Raw genomic sequence first — 19,324 nt, forward strand, 5'->3', positions numbered from 1 at the left:
CAGCGCGGAAGGCCGGCGCGGGGGCTTCGCGAAGCGGCGATGGTGCGCCGCGGTGTCGGGGTGGGGCGGGTCATGTGCCGGGTGCGGGCGTCGTCTTCGGCCCGTTGCGAGTGCCGCCGCATCGCCCGCAGGGCGGGAGCCGATGGCGACGATACGCTAGACTCTCCCCGATCCGCTCACGCCGCCATCCATCCCGATCCATGATCCACCGCGTTGACCCCGCCGATGCCCTCGATCCCGCCGACGACCAGGACGAACTGAACCTGGAGTTCGGGCGTCGCGTGCGCGCGCTGCGCGAGCGGGCCGAGCTGACGCTCGAGGCGCTGGCGGTCCGGTCCGGCGTGAGCCGCGCGATGCTCTCGAAGGTCGAGCGCGGCGAGAAGAGCCCCACCATCGGCGTGGCGAAGCGGATCGCGCATGCGCTTCACACCACGCTCAGTTTCCTCACCGGCGGCGTCGAGGACCGGCAGGCCGTGGTGGTCGTGCAGCACGATCAGCGCCATGTGTTTCGCGACAGCGAGACGGGCTTCGAGCGCCACATCCTGTCGCCGTCGATGGCGGGCAGCGCGGTCGAGCTGCTGCTGCACCGGCTGCCGGCCGGCGTGTCCACCGGCATGATGCCCGCCTACCGCAGCGGCACCGAGAAGCTCGTCACCGTGGCGCAAGGCGAGCTGGTGGTCGAACTGCCCGATCGGGAGATCGCGCTGTCGGCGGGCGATACGCTGTTCTTCGAGGCGCGCCAGGAGCATGCGTTCAGCAATCGCTCGCGCAAGCCCTGCGCCTACTACCTCGTCATTTCCTGCCGCGACGACAAGTAAGCCCGCGCCATCGGCCCGATCGTGCCCGGTCCTCATTGATCGTTGACGTTCTACTATCGAAGATATATTCTCAAATTTGCCATTTCGTCCAGCCGCCGGGCCGGGCATCCGGCTCTCATTTCCCTGTATGACAATCTGTCAGGAGTGCAGATCGAACATGGACCATCCCGACCTGGACGTGGCGCAACTGGGTCTCAAGCTGGCCAACTTGCGGATCGGCGGCGCCGCTGCGCTGGGCGCCGAACTCGACGGCCGGATCGTGAATCTCGCGCTGGCCGGCGCGCGGCTTCAGCTGCCGGTGCCGCGCGACATGGACGAGCTGCTGCAGCGGCAGCGGGCCGCCGAGGTCGCCGCGCTGGTGGCACGCTTGCGGCGCGAGGGCGCCGCCGGGGCGTTCGAGGTGGCGCAGCCGGCGTTCGCACCGCTCGTGACGCGCCCGCAGAAGATCCTCTGCGTCGGGTTCAACTACCAGGCCCATGCCGCCGAGACGAAGACCGCGATCCCCAAGGCGCCCCCGCTGTTCGGCAAGTTTGCCAATGCGCTCAATCATCACGACGGCACGGTCGAGCTCCCCACCCGGATGGACCACGCGTTCGACTACGAGACCGAGCTCGTGATCGTGTTCGGGCGGCGCTGCCGGGACCTGTCGAAGGACGACGCGTTGTCCGCGGTGGCCGGCTACGCGATCGGCAACGATCTCAGTGCCCGGACGCTGCAGAACCTCACGACGCAGTTCATGGCCGGCAAGACCTCGGACGGCTTCGCGCCGCTCGGGCCATGGCTCGTGCCCGCGGGCCTGATCCCCGAGCCGAACGATCTGCGGCTGCGAACCTGGCTCAACGGCGAGCTTCGTCAGGACGGCAACACGCGCGAGATGATCTTCGATTGCCGCGACCTGATCCATTACGTCAGCAGCATCATGACGATCGAGCCCGGCGACGTGATGTTCACCGGCACGCCGCCCGGCGTGATCTGGGGGCAGCCGGGGCCGCTCGAGACGCGTCGCTGGCTGCGCGCCGGCGACACGGTGGTGTCCGCGATCGACGGGCTCGGCGAGCTGGCCGTCCATCTGCGCGGATCCGGACGACACGAAGAGGGGAGACGATCATGAACCATGACGCGACCATCGAGCGGCTCTACGTGCTCGACGGCGGCATCGCGCGGGTCGACGACGCGTCGATCTATTCGCCGGGCGTCAACGTCGGCAAGCCGATGACGCTGAGCTGCAACGCGTATCTGATTCTCCACCGCGGGCGGTGGATGCTGTGGGACACCGGCACCCAGGACGACCTGATCGACGAGCCGGCGGGCCGCGTCATCGCCCACGGCATCCGCGGCACCGTGGGCCGGACGATCGCCTCGCAGCTGGCCGGGATCGGCGTCGATCCCGACGAGATCGGCACGCTCGCGCTCTCGCACGCGCACTACGATCACGTCGGCAATTGCCGACTGTTCCGGCGGGCCGAATGGGTCGTGCAGCAGGCCGAATACGGCGCGATGTTCGGCGATGATCCCGGCGCGTTCGGCTTTCGGCCCGAACTGTACGAATCACTGCGCGGCAACCGGCTGCGCCTGATCGAGGGCGACCACGACGTGTTCGGCGACGGCGCGGTGCGCATCGTATTCACGCCGGGCCATACGCCGGGCCATTGTTCGCTGCTGTTGAACCTGCCCGAGATGGGGCGCGTCGTGTTGAGCGGCGACGTCGCGCACAACCGCTACAACTTCCGGTGCCGCTGCGTGCCGGCCTTCAATGCCGATGCGCTGCGCTCGGTGGCGTCGATGGACCGGATCGACGCGCTGCTGGCGGCCGAGGGTGCGCGCCTGCTCGTCAATCACGACATCGAGCAGAACGCGACCGTGCCACACGCTCCCGCCTGGCTGGCGTGACCGGCGCGGTCATGCAGACGCAATGAGGACACGGCGTAACGCCGTCAATGCAACAGGACGAGCGCCGCTCAGGCCGGCGGCGCGCCCGCGCTCGACTGCGCGCCGGCATCGAGCCGCAGCACCGCGTCGCGCTTGTCGAGCAGGTGCCGGCGCAGGATCGCCGCGAGGCGCCGGCCGTCGCGTGCCTCGAGCGCCTCGATCATCTCGCCGTGGTCGTCGACGGCGCGATCCAGTTTCGCCGCCTCGAAGTTCGAGCGGAACCGCAGCGCCTGCAGCCGGCGGTTGATCGCCAGATAGGTCTGGCGCAGCGCGGCATTGCGCGCGGCGAGATTGATGCAGTCGTGGATCGCGCGGTTGCGGTTGTAATAGCCGGCCAGATCGTGCTGCGCCCGGCAGGCGAGCATCGCGTAGTGCAGCGCCTTGATCTCGTCGACCTCGGCCTCGGTGATGCGCTCGCACGCCAGCTCGCCCGAGAACGCCTCGAGCCCGCTCATCAGCTCGAAGGTCTCGCGGATTTCAGCCTCGCTCATCTTCGACACCGACGCGCCGCGGTTCGGCGCGATATCGACCAGCCCCTCCGATTCGAGCACCTTCAGCGCCTCGCGCAGCGGTGTGCGCGAGATGCCGAGCATCTCGCAGATCTCGCGTTCGTTGAGCTTCTGTCCCGGCTCGAGCGCGCCCTCGACGATGAAATTGCGCAGATGCTCGACCACGGTGTCGTGCAGGCGCTGCCGTTCGACGGGCGGAAGGACGGTTTTCGCTACGGGATCGATCAGCTTATTTTGCATACAAAAAACTTGTGGCAATCTGGTGGTGATTTTACATGAGCCGATAACGACAAATACGCCACTGAATCCCGAGGGTAAACCACATGCGCGCAAGAGTTGTCGGGTGACCATCGAGAAGAATATAGTTTTTTGCATGCAAAATTCAAAAGGAGAGCAAGCATGCTGAAGCTGGACTTCCATCCGTCGGGCCGCCACTTCCTGCAGATTCCCGGGCCGAGCCCGGTGCCCGACCGCATCCTGCGGGCGATGAGCTATCCGACCATCGACCATCGCGGGCCGGAGTTCGGCGCGCTTGGCCGGAAGGTGCTCGACGGCATCAAGGCGGTCTTCAAGACGCGCGAGCCGGTCATCATCTATCCCGCCTCGGGCACCGGCGCCTGGGAAGCCGCGCTCGCCAATACGCTGAGCCCCGGCGACGCGGTGCTGATGTACGAGACCGGCCAGTTCGCGACGCTCTGGAAGCGGATGGCCGAGAACCTCGGCCTCAAGCCCGAGTTCCTGGGCCGCGACGGCGAGGACAGCTGGCGCCACGGCGTCGATGCGAACCGGATCGAGGCGCGCCTGCGCGACGACGGCGAGCACCGCATCAAGGCCGTCTGCGTGGTCCATAACGAAACCTCCACGGGCGTGACCTCGAACATCGCGGCGGTGCGCGCGGCGATCGACGCGGCCGGTCACCCGGCGCTGCTGCTGGTCGACACCATCTCGGGGCTCGCGAGCGCGGACTACCGGCACGACGAGTGGGGCGTGGACGTGACCGTGTCCGGCTCGCAGAAGGGGCTGATGCTGCCGCCGGGGATCAGCTTCAACGCCGTCTCGCCGAAGGCGCTGGCCGCCAGCGCGAACGCGAAGCTGCCCCGCAGCTTCTGGGGCTGGGCGGAAATCATCGAGATGAACAAGGGCGGCTACTGGCCGTACACGCCGAACACGAACCTGCTGTACGGGCTCTCCGAGGCGCTGGAGATGCTGGCCGAGGAGGGGCTCGACAACGTGTTCGCGCGCCATCTGCGGCTGGCCGAGGCGAGCCGCCGCGCGGTGCGGGCCTGGGGCCTGGAGATCCAGTGCGCGGACCCGGCCGTCTACAGCCCGGTGCTGACCGGCGTGCGCATGCCCGAGGGCGTCGATGCCGACGCGGTGCGCAAGCTCATCTACGAACGCTTCGACATGTCGCTCGGCGCCGGGCTCGGCAAGCTGAAGGGCCGCATGTTCCGGATCGGCCACCTCGGCGACTGCAACGACCTGACGCTGATGGCCACGCTGGCCGGCTGCGAGATGGGGCTGCGCATCGCGGGCGTGCCGCTCGCGGGCAGCGGCCTGCCTGCCGCGATGGACTACCTGGCCACCCAGGCGGTGCGCGAACCGCTGCAGTCCGCAGCCTGAACGAGGCCGCCGGGCGGGGCGGGCGAGGGCCGTCGGGGACGGCTGCGCCCCGCGCGGCGGCGAGGTGATCGAAACGACGGCGCGCCATGACGCCAGCAAGGGAGGTCGGCCCACGCGCGAGGAACGCGGGGCAAGCAGTAACGCTGCGGCAACCCACACTCCAATTCGGGAGACTCACATGAAACGGTATCGATTGACGAGCGCGACCAACGTCGTGCTCGTCATGCTGTGCGTCATGTATTTGATCACCTACCTCGATCGCGTCAACGTCAGCACGGCGGCAGTCGGCTTCGGCAAGGAGTTCGGCCTGTCCCACACCGAGATCGGCCTGGTGTTCTCGGCGTTCGCCTATCCGTACCTGGTGTTCCAGATCATCGGCGGCTGGGTCAGCGACCGGTTCGGCGCGCGCAAGACGCTGCTGTTCTGCGGCGCCGTCTGGGGCGTGGCGACGGTGCTGACCGGCATGGCGGGCGGGCTCGTTTCGCTGCTCGCCGCGCGCCTGCTGCTCGGCTTCGGCGAGGGCGCCACGTTCCCGGCCGCCACCGCCGCGATGACGCGCTGGGTGCCGAAGGACCAGCGCGGCTTCGCGCAGGGCGTCACGCACGCCGCCTCGCGGGTCGGCAACGCGCTCGCGCCGGCCGCCGTGGTGGCGGTGATGGCCAGCTTCGGCTGGCGCGCTGCGTTCTACCTGTGCGGCGCGCTGAGCCTGTGCTGGGTGCTCGGCTGGTGGCTCACCTATACCGAGCAGCCGCGCGACCATCCGCGCATCACCGAGGCCGAGCTGGCCATGCTGCCGGCGCCGAAGCCGCGCGCCACGGGCCTGCGCTGGGGCGCGCTGGCGCGGCGCATGCTGCCGGTGACGATCGTCTACTTCTGCTATGGCTGGACCCTGTGGCTGTTCCTGAGCTGGATTCCGCAGTTCTTCCTCCACTACTACCACATGAATCTGCAGAAGTCGGCGCTGTTCTCGTCGGTGGTGTTCCTGGCCGGGGTGATCGGCGACACGGCGGGCGGCATCGTCACCGACCGCATCCTGCGCCGCACCGGCAGCCTCGCGCGTGCGCGCAGCACGATGGTGTCGATCTGCATGCTCTGCACGCTGCTGGCGCTGGTGCCGCTCGCGTTCGTCCACGAGGTGTACGCGGCGATGGGCTGCCTCGCGCTCGGCTTTTTCTTCGCCGAGATGACGATCGGGCCGATGTGGGCGATCCCGATGGACATCGCGCCGGAGTTCTCGGGCACCGCCAGCGGCATCATGAATACCGGCTCGGCGGCGGCGGCGATCGTCTCGCCCGTGATCGGCGGCGTGCTGATCGACCGCTTCGGCAGTTGGCAGTTGCCGTTCTACGGCAGCATGCTGCTGATGGCGATCGGCGTGGTCTGCGCGTTCCGCATGCATCCGGAGCGGCGCTTCGAAAACGCCGTTGCCGATCCGGCGGGGGCTTCGCATCAGGGGGTCTAGTCAGGGAATCCAGCAGAGCATGGCCGGCGCCTGTCGTTTTTCCGCAAGACGCGGAGGGCGCCATGCCCTCGCATAGGCCGGTGTCATCGATCGTTTCGCGGCCGTGGTTCCCCGATGTCAGCGTGATGAGCGGCGGCGGAATACTCCTTTTGAGCGAGGAACCTGTCGGGAAGACGTATTGTCGCGCCATGTCTGGTATTTATCGGGTTTCAGGTGATTGCTTTCAAGTAGGCATCTGTTAGAATTCGCGCCGCACGCGGGTGTCGTGCGGCATGTTTGCATGCGGGGAAATCGTTAACGCCGGATCTTGAGATTCCGGGTGGCGATACCGCCGAACCGCCAGTAGTGTGTCACGGGGAGCCGGAACGACCGGTTCGGCACGCGTTAAGGCGGCGGGGCCGGCTCCCTCGCGAACCACTGAAGAAAATAGATCGACATGCGGGCCATGGTGGAAACGCGTGACAACGCGATTCCGGTCCGTGTCGATCGGCAATACAAGACGTTTCGACAAAAACTTTAACGAGTGCAAAAGTGGCCGATTTGCATTGGACCATGCCAATCGCCAGATGGACGTCGATTTCGACGACAGAGGTGGCGGGGGTTGAATTCATCGAACCGATGGTGCGCCGGCGGCTCAGTCGGCTGTCGAAGCTCGCCTTGCAGGCGGCCCACGACTGCGCGGACGGGCACGGCGCGCTGCGCATGGTGTTTGCCTCGCGCCATGGCGAACTGATCCGCACCACCACACTGCTCGACGCTATCACGGCCGGCGAGCCGGTCTCGCCGACGGCATTCGGCCTGTCGGTCCTCAACGCCGCCAGCGGCATCTTCGGTATCGTGCGCGGCGACCGCTCGGCCGCCACCGCGCTCTCCGCGGGCAGTGAAACGCTCGGCTACGCGCTGCTCGAAGCGCATGCCCAAGCCGAATCCGACCCGGCGGACGCGCCGCCCGTGCTGCTCGTCTACGCTCACGAACCCGCCTGCGACATCTACGCCGCTCACGATGACATCGGTCAGAGCGAGGCGCTAGCGATCCTGCTCGACGCGCGTAGCGCGCGCGGTTACCTGCGCTGCGAGGTGACGGTCGGGGCGATGGCAGGGGCCGCCGCTGCGATCGGCGGGGCCGACGCCGAGGTCGAAGCCACCCAGAGCGCGGCGCTGCGACGCTGCCTGTCAGACCGCCGCGACGCCAGCTGGCGCGGCAGCGACGCCGCCTGGCGATGGAGCTGGCATGACCACGCGGCCTGACTATGGCTGGCGCCTGTTCGCCACCGGCTTCGGCCTGGCGTTCTTCGCACTGTGCGGGTCTCTGTTCTCGCTGACCGTGATGCTCTCGGGCGCGCTGTGGCCGCACCGCGACTCGCGCCGGCGCGCCGTGACGTTCGTCATCCACCATTTCTTCCGCCTGCTGGTGGCGGTGCTGCAGCGCGCCGGCGTGATGACGCTCGAGGTGACGGGCGCGGCGCGGCTGCGTGAGCGGCGCGCCTCGATCATCGTCGCCAACCACCCGACCTGGCTCGACGTGATGGTGCTGCTGTCGCTGACGCCGAAGGCCTGCTGCGTGGTCAAGCGCGGCCATTGGGGCAACCCGTGCTTCTGGGGCATCGTGCGCGCGGCCGAGTACGTCAGCAACGCCGACGCCCTGGAATTGGTCGAAGCCGGCGCGCGGCATCTGGCGGCCGGCTACACCATGATCATTTTCCCGGAAGGTACCCGCAGCCCCGGCGCAAACCGCCTGCACGCGTTCTCGCGCGGCTTCGCCCACATGGCCCTGCAGTCGGGCAGCCCAATCCAGCCGGTGCTGATCGACTGCGATCCGCCGGTGTTCACCAAGGCGCTGCGCTGGTACCACGTGCCGCCGCGTGCGTTTCGCATGCGCATCAACGTGCTCGACCCGATCGACTCCGATCGGCTGTCCGGAGAGACCGCCGCGACGCCGCTCGCCGCCCGTGAGATCGCACGGTCGGTCGAGGCGCACATCACCCTGCATCTGTTCGAGCATGGATACTTTAAAGCTGCAAATTAAGCGACTGTTGATCGATCTGCTCGACCTGCAGGACATGACGGTCGACGATATCGGCGATGACGTGCCGCTCTTCACGACCGACGGCATCGGCCTCGATTCGGTCGACGCGCTCGAAGTCGGCATCATGCTGCGCAAACAATTCAATCTGACGATCGCCGCGAACGACGCCTCGACGCGCGAGCATTTCCGCTCGATCAACACGCTGGCCGCGCTGATCGCGAGCCAGCAGGCGCCGCGCGAAGCGAACCGGATCGTCATGGCCAACGGGGAGTGATTCGTGACCGACGCAGAAATCCTTGAGCGCATCCGCGCCATCTTCAACGAGAACTTCGGCATCGAACCGGCGCGCGTGATGCCCGAGACGCACCTGTTCGAGGAACTCGATCTCGACAGCATCGACGCAGTCGATCTCGCCATCAAGCTGCAGGAGATGACGGGGCAGCGCATCAAGCCGGAGGAGTTCAAGTCCGTGCGCACGGTGGGCGACGTGATCGCCGCCGTGCATACGCTGTTCGCGTGTACGCGATGAGCGCGCCCGCGCCCGGCGCGATGCGCCCGCGCGGCGTGGCCGTGCGCGTCGCGCTTGCGCTCGGCTACCCGCTCGTGATGCTGCTGGCGTGGCGGGGCGTGTCGCCGCGCTGCCTCGGCGGGCTGCTGATCCTGATGCTGTGGCTGCGCTGCGGTGCCGGACGCAATTCGGTGGCCGCGGCGCTGCGGCGTCTCACGTGGCTCGACTGGTGCGTGGCCGCGATGCTGGGTTGCCTGTCGATTGCGATTACCGCGACCGACAGCGAGCGGCTGCTGCATCTGTATCCGGCCTTCGTCAGCGCCGGCCTGCTGGCCGCGTTCGGCGCGACGCTGCTACGCGGGCCGTCGATGATCGAGAAGTTCGCGCGGCTGCGCTACCCAGAGCCGGGGCCGGAGATCTGTCGCTACACGCGCCGCGTCACGCAGATCTGGTGCGCGTTCTTCGCACTGAATGGCGCGTTCTCGGTTTATACCGCGCTGTACTGGAGCCGGGCCGCCTGGTCGCTCTACAACGGCGCGATCGTCTATGCGCTGATCGGCGCGCTACTGGCGGGCGAGTGGCTGTGGCGCCACGCGTTCGTGCTGCCTCGCCGGGTAGGGGGCGTTGCATGATCGCGCTGCACGAGCTTCTGCATGCCGACGCGGACGGCGCCACCGTGGTGTGCCGCGACGGTGCCCAGGCGCTGACGCTGGCCGGGTTCCGCGCCCGCGTCGCCACGCTCGCGGATGCACTCGTCGCGGGCGAGCGCGACGCTCGCGACGGCAATGGCGCGTGGCGCGTCGCGATCTGCAGCGACGATCCCTACGACTTCGCCTGCGCGCTGTTCGCCGTGATGGCGGCGGGCGGCGAGGCCGTGATCCCGGCTAGCGCGGCGCCGGCCTATCTCGTCGAACTCGCGCCGGCCTACGATCTGCTGCTCGACGCGGGTCGGCTCGCCGCGCTCGAAGCCGGCGCGGCGGCGGTTTCTGCGCCGGTGCCGGCCGCATCGCGCGTGATCGCAGCCGACGCTCCGATCACGCTCTACACCTCGGGCAGCAGCGGTGCGGCCAAGCCGGTGCGCAAGACGCTCGCGCAATTCGACGCCGAGGTGCGCACGCTGCAGGGCGAATGGGGCGCGCGGATCGGCGCGGCCGTGACGCTGTCGAGCGTGCCGCATCACCATATCTACGGGCTGCTGTTCCGGTTGTTCTGGCCGCTCGCGGCAGGCCGCGCATTCGATCGCGCGCTGTCGTCCGAGCCGCAGCACTGGCGCGCCCGCATGGCCGCCTGCGGCGCCGCGATCGTGGTCTCGACGCCATCGCAACTGGCGCGCTGGCCGCAACTGCCGGGATTCGTGGCACCGTCGGCGGCGCCCGTGCTGTTCTTCTCGTCGGGCGGCGCGCTGCCGGCCGAGGCAGCGGTGGCGTATTCGGCGGGCTTTGGCGCCGCGCCGTTCGAGATCTTCGGCAGCACCGAGACAGGCGGCATCGCCTGGCGCCGCCAGGATCTCGACGCCAGCTGGCAGCCGTTCGCGGCCATCGCGGTGCGCCGCGACGAGGACGGCGCGCTGCGCCTGCGTTCCGCCCATCTCGGCCACGACGGCTGGCACCGCACCGACGATTCGGTGTGCTTCGACGCGCACGGTCGTTTCGCGCTGACGGGGCGGCTCGACCGCGTCGTCAAACTCGACGGCAAGCGCGTATCGCTGCCCGAGCTGGAGGCGCGCATCATCGAACACCGCTTCGTCGCGCAGGCCGCGGCCACGGTGGTGGACGGCGCCTCGCGCGAGCGCGTGGGGGTGGTGGCCGTGCTCAGCGAGGCGGGCCGCGAGGCGCTGCTCGCGCAGGGGCGGCTCGCGCTGGCCGCGAGCCTGCGCCACGAGCTGAGCACTTATTTCGACGCGGCCGCGCTGCCGCGCCATTGGCGTTTCCGGCTCGCCATGCCGTTCGACGCGCGCGGCAAGCTGCCGGCCGCTGCGGTCTCGGGCGCGTTCGCGCCGACTCCGGAAGGCTACGAACTGCTGGCCGAGTGGCGCGATGCGCGGGGCTGGCACGCCGAGCTGCGCGTGCCGCCGTCGCTGGTCCATTTCGTCGGGCATTTCCCGGGCTGCCCGATCCTGCCCGGCGTGGTGCAGGTGGACTGGGCGGTGCGGCTGGCGGGCGGCGAGATCGGCGCGCCGCATGCGGTGCGCTCGATCGATCATCTGAAATTCAAGGCCCCCGTGCTGCCCGGCGCGGTGCTCGTGCTGAGCCTCGCGCATGACGCCGAGCGGCGCCGCGTGCGCTTCGCGTTCCGGCGCGGCGAACGCGACTGCACCTCGGGCACGATTGTCTACGCGGAGGCGGCATGACGGATGCGATCTGCATCGTCATCCCGATCTACAACCACGGCGAGGCGATCGGCGGCACGCTCGCGCGCCTCATGGTGCATGGGCTGCCGGTGATCGTGGTGGACGACGGCAGCGACGCCGCCACGCAAGGCACGCTGGCCGCGCTGGCCGAACGCTACGCGGGGCGCCTGACGCTGCTGCGCCTGCCGCAAAACGGCGGCAAGGGCGCGGCGGTGATGGAGGGGCTTCGCGCGGCGCGCGCGGCCGGCTACACGCACGCGATCCAGATCGATGCAGACGGCCAGCACGACGCCGTCGACGTGCCGGCCTTCGTCGCGGCCGCGCGCGCCGAACCCGACGCGGTGGTGCTCGGCCGCCCGCGCTTCGACGCCAGCGTGCCGAAGGCGCGGCTCTACGGGCGCTACCTGACGCATGTCTGGGTCTGGATCGAGACGCTGTCGTTCGACATCGCCGATTCGATGTGCGGCTTCCGGCTCTATCCGATCGACGCGGTGTGCAGGCTGATCGACGAAGTGCGGCTGCCCACGCGCATGTGCTTCGACAGCGAGGTGCTGGTGCGGTTGCACTGGCGCGGGCTGCCATTCCGCGCGATCGCCACGCGCGTGGTCTATCCGGAAGACGGCGTCTCGCACTTCGACGTGCTGTGGGACAACGTGCGCATCAGCGCGAGCCACACGCGGCTGGTGTTCGGCATGCTGGCGCGCGCGCCGTGGCTGCTGGCGCGCCGTTTCATTCGTTTCACCCGTTTCGCCGGACTCGCCGGTAAGCGCGGCGATCCCGGCACGGCGGCGCGCACGCGCTCATGGTGGCGCATGCCCGAGCGCGGCAGCCGCGCCGGCATGGCACTGCTCGCGCTGAGTTGCCGCTGGTTCGGCACGCGTTTCACCTCGGTCTGGCTCTATCCGATCGTTGGCTACTTCGTGCTCACGCACCGCGCCGCGCGGCTCGCCTCGCAGACCTATTTCCAGCGTCTCGTCGCGGCCGACGACACCGGCACGCAGCCAAGGCCGAGCTGGCGCAGCGCGTACCGGCACATGCTGAGCTTCGCGCAGTCGGGCTTCGACAAGTTCGTGGCCTGGTCGGGCCGCGCCGACCGCCTGCGCGTGCGCTTCGACAACGCCGCCGCGTTCGACGCGCTGGCCGCGAGCGGACGCGGCGCGCTGGTGATCGGCGCGCATTTGGGCAACCTGGAGATGACGCGCGCGCTGGCGCGACGCGACGCGCACGCGAAGGTCACCGCGATCGTTTATACCGAGCACGCGAAGCGCTTCAACAGCGTGCTGGCCGGCGCCAACACCGATTTCACGAAGCAGCTGGTCGAGGTATCGGACTTCGGGCCGGACACGGCGGTGATGATGCAGGCCCGCATCGACGCGGGCGAGCTGCTGGTGATCGTCGGCGACCGCGTGCCGCCCCACGACGCGGGCAAGACCGTGCCCGCGCGCTTTCTCGACGCCGAGGCGCCGTTCGCGCAAGGCCCCTACATCCTCGCGCACGCGCTCGGTTGCCCCGTCTACCTGTTCTTCTGCCTGAAGGAAGGGGCGGAATACCGGCTCTATTTCGAGCCGTTCGCCGAGCGCATCGAGCTGCCGCGTCGCGAGCGCGCCACGCATGTCGCCGAATGGGCGCAGCGCTATGCGTCGCGGCTCGAATACTACTGCCGCAAGGCACCCTACCAATGGTTCAATTTCTTCGACTTCTGGGCGCGGCCCGATGGAGAGCCACGTGGCCGAGCATGATCTGAACGAGGCCACCGTGGCCGAGGCCGAGGCCACGGCGGCGCACGAGCCGGTGGTGGTGGGCGGCCGGCGCCTGTCGATAGAGGAGGTGGTCGCGATCTCGCGCGGCGCGCCGGTGGCGCTCAGCGAGGAGCCGGCCTGGCGCGCGCGCATCGAACGCGGCGCCGCGTGGCTGCGCGACTACCTGGCTGGCGGCGGCACGATCTACGGCGTGACCACCGGCTACGGCGACGCCTGCGTGGTCGAGGTGCCGCCCGCACTGGTCGAGGCGCTGCCGCTGCAGCTGACGCGCTACCACGGCTGCGGGATGGGCGCGTGGTTCGACGACGCGCAGACGCTCGCGATCGTCGCCGCGCGACTAACCTCGCTTGCCTACGGTTACTCGGGCGTGCGGCTGCTGCTGCTCGAACGGCTCGCCGATCTCGTCAATCACAGGATCCTGCCGCGCATCCCGTCCGAGGGCTCGGTGGGAGCGAGCGGCGATCTCACGCCGCTCTCCTACGTCGCGGCGGCGCTGGCCGGCGAGCGCACCGTGCGCTTCGACGGCGGCGAGCACGCGGCCGATGCCGTGTGGGGCTCGCTTGGCCGCGCGCCGCTCGTGCTCGCGCCGAAGGAGGGCCTCGCGCTGATGAACGGCACTGCCGTGATGACGGGCCTCGCTTGTCTCGCGTTCGCGCGCGCCGACCACCTGACGCGCATCGCGGCGCGCCTGACCGCACTGACCACGGTCGCACTCGACGGCCGCGCCGCGCACTTCGACGCGACGCTGTTCGAGGCGAAGCCGCACGCGGGGCAGGCCGAGGCGGCCGCCTGGATCCGCGACGACCTGGCTGGTAGCGACGCCTCGCAGTCGCGGCGCCTGCAGGACCGCTATTCGGTGCGCTGCGCGCCGCACGTGATCGGCGTGGCGCGCGACGCGCTGAGCTGGGTGCGCCGCGACGTCGAGAACGAGCTGAACAGCGCCAACGACAACCCGCTGATCGATCCCGACGACGGCCGCGTGCTGCACGGCGGCAACTTCTACGGCGGCCACATCGCGTTCGCGATGGACGCGCTGAAGACCGCCGTGGCCAACCTCGCCGACCTGATGGACCGCCAGCTCGCGCTGCTGGTCGACGAGAAGTTCAGCAACGGCCTGCCGCGCAACCTGACGGGTGCCCCGCCCGCGCGTGCGCCGATCAACCACGGCTTCAAGGCTGTGCAGATCTCCAGCTCCGCCTGGACCGCCGAGGCGCTCAAGCTGACGATGCCGGCCAGCGTGTTCTCGCGCTCGACCGAGTCGCACAACCAGGACAAGGTCAGCATGGGCACCATCGCGGCGCGCGACTGCCTGCGCGTGCTCGAACTGACCGAGCAGGTGGCCGCCGCGCATACGCTCGCCACCGTGCAGGCGGTGCGCCTGCGCCGGCGCATCGCGCCCGACACGCCGCTGCCGGCGGCGCTGCGCGGCTTCGTGGCGGAGATCGATCGGGCCTCGCCGCTGGTCGAGGAGGACCGCCCGCTCGAAGCCGAGCTGCGCGCGCTGACCGCGCGGCTGGCCGCTTGCGAGCCGATCGGCGCGGAGGCGGCGTGAACGCGGCCCGACCCGTGCTGAGCTCGGCCGCCTGCGTCGAGGTGCCGTTCCATGACGTCGACGCGATGAACGTCTGCTGGCACGGCCATTACCTGAAGTATTTCGAGAGCGGACGCGCGGCGCTACTGCGCGCGATCGACTACGACTATCCGGCGATGCAGGCCTCCGGCTATCTATGGCCGGTGGTCGAGGCGCATCTGAAATTCGTGCGGCCCGCCACCTACGGCCAGCGGCTCGAGGTGCGCGCGACGCTGCTCGAATTCGAGAACCGCCTGAAGATCGGCTACGAGGTGGTCGATCTCGCGTCGGGCGAGCGGCTGACCAAAGGCTACACGGTCCAGCTCGCGGTCGAGGCGGCCACGCGCGAAACCCAGTTCGTTTCGCCGCCGGCGCTGATCGAGCGCGTGGAGGCGCAATGGGTATAAGCCGGGGAGGTCGCGGCCGATTCGGCGCGCTCGTGGCAGCGGTGGTTTGCGCCGCGCTTGGCTGCGGCGTCGCGCATGGCGCCGAGACGGCTGGTGGGTCTGCCGCTGCCGGCCCGAACCCGAATCCAGGCTCAAACCCGGCACCGGCCGACCGGTCGCCCGCGCACATGGCCGACGCGGGGCTGGTGGCCGAGGTGACCGGGCGGCTGGCCCGGGCCGGCACGTTGCGCGCGCGCTTCACGCAGACCCAGACGCTCGCCGCGATGAACAAGCCGCTCGTCAGCACCGGCTCGATGCTGATCGACCGCGCCGCCGGCATCGTTTGGCGCATCGAGACGCCGTATCGCGCCACTTACGTGATCACTGACGGCGGCGTGCGCGAGATCGACGCGAACGGCCAGCCGCGGTCCACGGGCAGCGGCGGCGGGCGCGGCGTAGCGCAGGTCGCGCGGATGATGCGCGGCCTGCTCGCGGGCGACCTGTCGGCGCTCTATTCGCAGTTCGACGTGACGGTGGCCGGCACGCCCGCGCGCTGGCGCATGACGCTGCGGCCCAACCAGCCGCAACTGCAGCAGGCGCTCGGCGTGCTGCAGATGAGCGGCGGCGACACGTTGCGCACGCTCGCCATCGACTACGCGAACGGCAACCAGACGATGCTCGAGTTCAGCGGCACGACGCGCGTCGACGCGCCGTCCGCGCTTGAACGCGGCTGGCTGGAGGCGCGTTGATGGACATGGCGCGCGACGACGTGGCGACAGCGGCCAGTCGGCTGCGGAACCGGCGCTGGCGCGCGGCATGGCTGCTGGTCGCGCTCGCGGCCGTGTGCTATTGCGCCTGGCGCTTCGTGGCCGGGCCGTCGCCGCTGCAGACCGACCTGCTCGCGCTGCTACCCGCCAGCGAGGCGAATCCGGTGGCCGAACGGGCCGTCGGCGCGCTCGGCCAGGCGCTCGGCGGGCGCACCGTGCTGCTCGTCAGCGATGCCAACGCGGCGCGCGCGAAGGCCGCCGCCCGCATGCTCGGCGCGCGACTCGCGCAAAGCCACGCGTTCCGCTCGGCGACGGTCGAGGTGCCGCCGTTCGACCTGTCGCGGATCGCCACCACCTATTTGCCGGCGCGTTTCGGCCTGCTGACCGACGCCGACGTCGCCGCGCTGGCCCACGGTGACACCGCTAGCCTGTCCGACGCGCTGGCGCGGCGGCTCTACGGCCCGCCCGTCGAGGCGCTGCCGACCGCGCTCGCCGACGATCCGTTCGGCTGGCTCCAGCACTGGCTGGCCGGACTGCCGCTCACCGCCTCGAAGCTCATGCTGGAGGACGGCATGCTGGTATCGCATCGCGACGGCATCACCAGTGTGCTGGTGATGGCCTCGCTCGACGGCTCGGCCTACGAAACGCGTGTGCAGCAGGCGGTGCGGCAGGCGCTGGCCGATGCCGAGGGCGCGCTCGGCGCGGCCTATCCCGGTGTGCGCGTCGTGCGCACCGGCGCGGTGTTCTATGCCGACGCGGCGCGCGCAAGCGCGGAGCGCGACGTGCATCTGATCGGCGCGGTCTCGCTGGCGGGCATCGCGCTGTTGCTGTTCGGCGTGTTCCGCTCGCCGCGCCTGCTGGTGCTCGCGTTCGTCTCGACCGCGTTCGGCATCGCCTGCTCGCTGGCCGTCACGCTGCTGCTGTTCGGCAAGCTGCACCTGCTCACTCTGGTGTTCGGCGTGAGCCTGATCGGCGAGGCCGTCGATTATTCGATCCAGTATTTCGTCGTCTATCTGTCGGACGGCACACGCTGGCGGCCGTGGCGCGGCGCGGCGGCGGTGCGCCCGTCGCTGGCCGTGGCGCTTGCCACCAGCCTGTTCGGCTACGCGATCCTGATGTGGGTGCCGTTCCCGGTGCTCGCGCAGATCGCCTGCTTCGCGATGATCGGCATCGCCGCCGCGTTCGCGGCGGTGACGGGCTTCCTGCCGCTGATGCTGGAGCGCCCGTCGCGGCGTTCGCCCGTGCGCCTGTTCGCGCGCGTCGCGCGACTGCTGGCCGGCTGGCAGTCGCTGCTGGCCGGCCGGCGCGCGGCGCTGGCCGCCGCGCTGCTGACGCTGGCGGCCGTGCCGGGCTGGCTCCGCCTGCAAAGCGACGACGACATCCATCTGCTGGTGCAGCGCGACGCCGGGTTGGTGAAGCAGGAGCAGGCGGTGCGCGAGGCGGTCGGCGTGCCGAACGTCTCGCAGTTCTTCCTGATCCAGGGCCGCACGCCCGAGGAAGTGCTGCGCCACGCCGAGACGCTCACCGCCGAGGTCAGCCGGCTCGACAGGGCGCCCAGCCTGCTGTCGGTGGCGGACTTCGTGCCGTCCGCCGAGCGGCAGGCGCGCAATCGCGCGCTGCTGGCCTCGAAAGTGTTCGCTGATCCCGACGCGCTGCGCGCGCTGCTGCTGCGCGCCGGGTTCCGCGAGACCATCGCCGATGCCTGGATCGACGGCTTCGCGCGCGCCGCGCGGGCGCCGCTGACGGTCGACGGCTGGCTCGCGGCGAGCTGGTCCGCGCCGTTCCGGCATCTGTGGCTCGGGCCGTTCGACGTGTCGGCGCCGGCTTCGGGCTATGCGGCGCTGGCGATTCCAGGCCAAGTCGACGCGGCCAGTCTCGCGGCGCTCGCGGCCTGCGCCGAACGCGTGCCCGGTGTCACGTTCGTCGACAAGGCCGCGAGCGTCTCGCGACTGTTCGGCGCGTATCGGCTCGACAGCGCGCTATGGCTCGGCGGTGCGCTGGTGGTGGTGGGGGCGCTGCTGGCTTGGCGCTACGGCCTGCGCGGCGGCATTGTGACGACCCTGCCGGTGGTGTTCGCGATCGGCCTCACGCTTGCCGTGTTCGGCTATTGGCGGATGCCGCTGACGCTGTTCAACTGGCTCGCGTTGATGCTGGTGCTCGGGGTGGGCGCGAACTACGCGGTGTTCCTGCGCGAGGGCTGCCAGCGCGAAGCGGCGAACCTCGGCGCGGTCTGGACCGGCGTGCTGCTGTCGGCGTCCACCACGCTGCTGTCGTTCGGCATGCTCGGCGCTAGCGCGATGCCGGCGCTGCGCGCGTTTGGCACGACGCTCGCGCTCGGCATCGTGTTCTCGGTGCTGTTCGCGCCGCTGGCGGTATCCCGACATCAAGAGGCTGGCTCATGAAGCACGCACCCGTCTATCTGCATGCGCTTGGCATGATCAACGCGCTCGGCGCCGACATCGACGCGATCGCCGCCGCGCTCGGCCGCGGTGCCGACGCGGCGCTCGCCGCGCGGCCCGTCGCGCAGGGCGCCGCCGTCGCCGGAATCGCCGGGACCGCCGCCGCGCTCGCGCCGTTCGCAGGACAAGTCGCCGCGCTTCTCGATCTGGCGCCGCCCGCCGCGCTCGCCCATTACGACTGCCGCAACAATCGTCTGCTGCTGGCCGCGCTTGCACAGGTCGCGCCGGCCGTCGAGGCGGCCGTCGCGCGCCACGGCCCGGGCCGCGTCGGCGTGGTGATCGGCACCAGCACCTCGGGCATCGAGGCCGCCGAGCAGGCGTTCGCGCGACGCGCGGCCGAGGGCGCGATGCCGCCCGGCTTCGACTACCGGCAGATGGAGATCGGCACCGCCGCGCCGTTCGTCCGGGCAGCGCTCGGGCTGGCGGGGCCGGCTTACACGCTGTCGACGGCCTGCACCTCCAGCGCCAAGGCGTTCGCCGCCGCGCGGCGGCTGTTGCGGCTCGGGATCTGCGACGCGGTAGTGGTGGGCGGCGCCGATTCGCGTTGCGAGCTGACCACACAGGGCTTCGCGTCGCTCGAATCGGTCAGCCCCGAGCGCACCAATCCGATGAGCCGCCACCGGCGCGGCATCAACATCGGCGAGGGCGCCGCCGTGTTCGTGATGGGCCGCGACGAGGGCGAGATCCGGCTGGCCGGCGCCGGTGAGTCGAGCGACGCCCACCATATTTCCGCGCCGGACCCGCAGGGGCACGGCGCACGGCTCGCGCTCGACGAGGCGCTGGCCGACGCGGGCGTGACGGCCACGCAGATCGGCTATGTGAACCTGCACGCCACCGCCACCCAGCACAACGACGCGATGGAAGCGCGGGTGATGGCGCGGGTGTTTCCCGACGGCGTACCGGCCAGCGGCACCAAGCCAATGACGGGCCACCTGCTCGGCGCGGCCGGCGCGACCGAACTCGCGTTCGCCTGGCTCACGCTCGCGCGCGATCTCGCGCTGCCGGTTCACGTCTGGGACGGCGAGGCCGACCCGGCGCTGCCGCCGCTCGATCTGGTACAGGGTACGCGGCGCCTCGGCGGCGACGCGCGCGGGCGCTACGTGATGAGTAATTCGTTCGCTTTCGGCGGCAGCAATGCCAGCCTGATCCTGGGACGCTGA

General features: G+C 70.1%; 18 protein-coding genes. 17 read left to right on the forward strand and 1 reads right to left on the reverse strand.

Going from position 1 to position 19,324, the window contains the following annotated elements:
* The first annotated feature begins 200 nt into the window (after window positions 1–200).
* The 3 genes from bpln_RS06305 (at window position 201) to bpln_RS06315 (ending at window position 2,708) form a co-directional block, all read left to right on the forward strand.
* The gene (locus bpln_RS06305) at window positions 201–818 is read left to right on the forward strand and encodes a helix-turn-helix domain-containing protein (RefSeq protein ID WP_055138340.1); all 618 of its coding nucleotides are present in this window, start codon (window positions 201–203) and stop codon (window positions 816–818) included.
* 157 nt (window positions 819–975) lie between these two features.
* Window positions 976–1,929, forward strand: coding sequence for a fumarylacetoacetate hydrolase family protein (locus tag bpln_RS06310; RefSeq protein ID WP_055138341.1), 954 nt, complete (start codon window positions 976–978; stop codon window positions 1,927–1,929).
* Entirely contained in the window at window positions 1,926–2,708 is a 783-nt protein-coding gene (locus bpln_RS06315; RefSeq protein ID WP_055138342.1) for an N-acyl homoserine lactonase family protein, read from the forward strand. Before bpln_RS06310 ends, bpln_RS06315 begins: the two co-directional genes overlap by 4 nt.
* A 68-nt stretch (window positions 2,709–2,776) precedes the next feature.
* Here the strand turns inward: bpln_RS06315 and bpln_RS06320 are convergent, their stop codons facing one another.
* Window positions 2,777–3,496: a GntR family transcriptional regulator gene (locus tag bpln_RS06320; RefSeq protein ID WP_055138343.1), complete on the reverse strand. Its 720-nt coding sequence runs from the start codon at window positions 3,494–3,496 to the stop codon at window positions 2,777–2,779.
* Between the two features lie 159 nt (window positions 3,497–3,655).
* On the opposite strand from bpln_RS06320, the gene bpln_RS06325 reads away from it, so the two are divergent.
* The 14 genes from bpln_RS06325 (at window position 3,656) to bpln_RS06390 (ending at window position 19,324) form a co-directional block, all read left to right on the forward strand.
* The gene (locus tag bpln_RS06325; RefSeq protein WP_042624468.1) at window positions 3,656–4,876 is read left to right on the forward strand and encodes a pyridoxal-phosphate-dependent aminotransferase family protein; all 1,221 of its coding nucleotides are present in this window, start codon (window positions 3,656–3,658) and stop codon (window positions 4,874–4,876) included.
* A 178-nt stretch (window positions 4,877–5,054) separates the two neighbouring features.
* Entirely contained in the window at window positions 5,055–6,338 is a 1,284-nt protein-coding gene (locus bpln_RS06330) for an MFS transporter (protein ID WP_042624469.1), read from the forward strand.
* A 531-nt stretch (window positions 6,339–6,869) separates the two neighbouring features.
* Window positions 6,870–7,586 (forward strand): beta-ketoacyl synthase chain length factor, encoded by a 717-nt coding sequence (locus bpln_RS06335; protein WP_055138344.1) that lies wholly within the window; start codon window positions 6,870–6,872, stop codon window positions 7,584–7,586.
* Window positions 7,570–8,364: a lysophospholipid acyltransferase family protein gene (locus tag bpln_RS06340; RefSeq protein WP_055138345.1), complete on the forward strand. Its 795-nt coding sequence runs from the start codon at window positions 7,570–7,572 to the stop codon at window positions 8,362–8,364. Before bpln_RS06335 ends, bpln_RS06340 begins: the two co-directional genes overlap by 17 nt.
* Window positions 8,339–8,638: a phosphopantetheine-binding protein gene (locus bpln_RS06345; protein ID WP_042624472.1), complete on the forward strand. Its 300-nt coding sequence runs from the start codon at window positions 8,339–8,341 to the stop codon at window positions 8,636–8,638. The genes bpln_RS06340 and bpln_RS06345 overlap by 26 nt, the downstream gene beginning before the upstream one ends.
* A gap of 3 nt (window positions 8,639–8,641) precedes the next feature.
* Window positions 8,642–8,893 carry an acyl carrier protein gene (locus bpln_RS06350; RefSeq protein ID WP_042624473.1) on the forward strand — a complete coding sequence of 84 codons (252 nt, stop codon included), beginning with the start codon at window positions 8,642–8,644 and terminating at the stop codon, window positions 8,891–8,893.
* On the forward strand, window positions 8,890–9,504 hold the full coding sequence (locus bpln_RS06355; RefSeq protein WP_042624474.1) for a COG4648 family protein: 615 nt from the start codon (window positions 8,890–8,892) through the stop codon (window positions 9,502–9,504). The genes bpln_RS06350 and bpln_RS06355 overlap by 4 nt, the downstream gene beginning before the upstream one ends.
* Entirely contained in the window at window positions 9,501–11,222 is a 1,722-nt protein-coding gene (locus bpln_RS06360) for an ApeI family dehydratase (protein WP_055138346.1), read from the forward strand. The genes bpln_RS06355 and bpln_RS06360 overlap by 4 nt, the downstream gene beginning before the upstream one ends.
* A complete protein-coding gene (locus tag bpln_RS06365; protein ID WP_055138347.1) occupies window positions 11,219–12,961 on the forward strand; it encodes a glycosyltransferase family 2 protein in 1,743 nt (580 codons plus the stop codon). Before bpln_RS06360 ends, bpln_RS06365 begins: the two co-directional genes overlap by 4 nt.
* Window positions 12,948–14,534 (forward strand): HAL/PAL/TAL family ammonia-lyase, encoded by a 1,587-nt coding sequence (locus bpln_RS06370; RefSeq protein ID WP_042626491.1) that lies wholly within the window; start codon window positions 12,948–12,950, stop codon window positions 14,532–14,534. Before bpln_RS06365 ends, bpln_RS06370 begins: the two co-directional genes overlap by 14 nt.
* Window positions 14,531–14,959, forward strand: coding sequence for an acyl-CoA thioesterase (locus bpln_RS06375; protein ID WP_042624477.1), 429 nt, complete (start codon window positions 14,531–14,533; stop codon window positions 14,957–14,959). The genes bpln_RS06370 and bpln_RS06375 overlap by 4 nt, the downstream gene beginning before the upstream one ends.
* Window positions 14,950–15,687 carry a LolA family protein gene (locus tag bpln_RS06380; RefSeq protein ID WP_148653942.1) on the forward strand — a complete coding sequence of 246 codons (738 nt, stop codon included), beginning with the start codon at window positions 14,950–14,952 and terminating at the stop codon, window positions 15,685–15,687. The genes bpln_RS06375 and bpln_RS06380 overlap by 10 nt, the downstream gene beginning before the upstream one ends.
* Window positions 15,687–18,107, forward strand: coding sequence for an MMPL family transporter (locus bpln_RS06385; RefSeq protein WP_055138349.1), 2,421 nt, complete (start codon window positions 15,687–15,689; stop codon window positions 18,105–18,107). Before bpln_RS06380 ends, bpln_RS06385 begins: the two co-directional genes overlap by 1 nt.
* Window positions 18,104–19,324, forward strand: coding sequence for a beta-ketoacyl-[acyl-carrier-protein] synthase family protein (locus tag bpln_RS06390; protein ID WP_055138350.1), 1,221 nt, complete (start codon window positions 18,104–18,106; stop codon window positions 19,322–19,324). The genes bpln_RS06385 and bpln_RS06390 overlap by 4 nt, the downstream gene beginning before the upstream one ends.

Source organism: Burkholderia plantarii, assembly GCF_001411805.1.
In the GTDB taxonomy this organism is placed as follows: domain Bacteria; phylum Pseudomonadota; class Gammaproteobacteria; order Burkholderiales; family Burkholderiaceae; genus Burkholderia; species Burkholderia plantarii.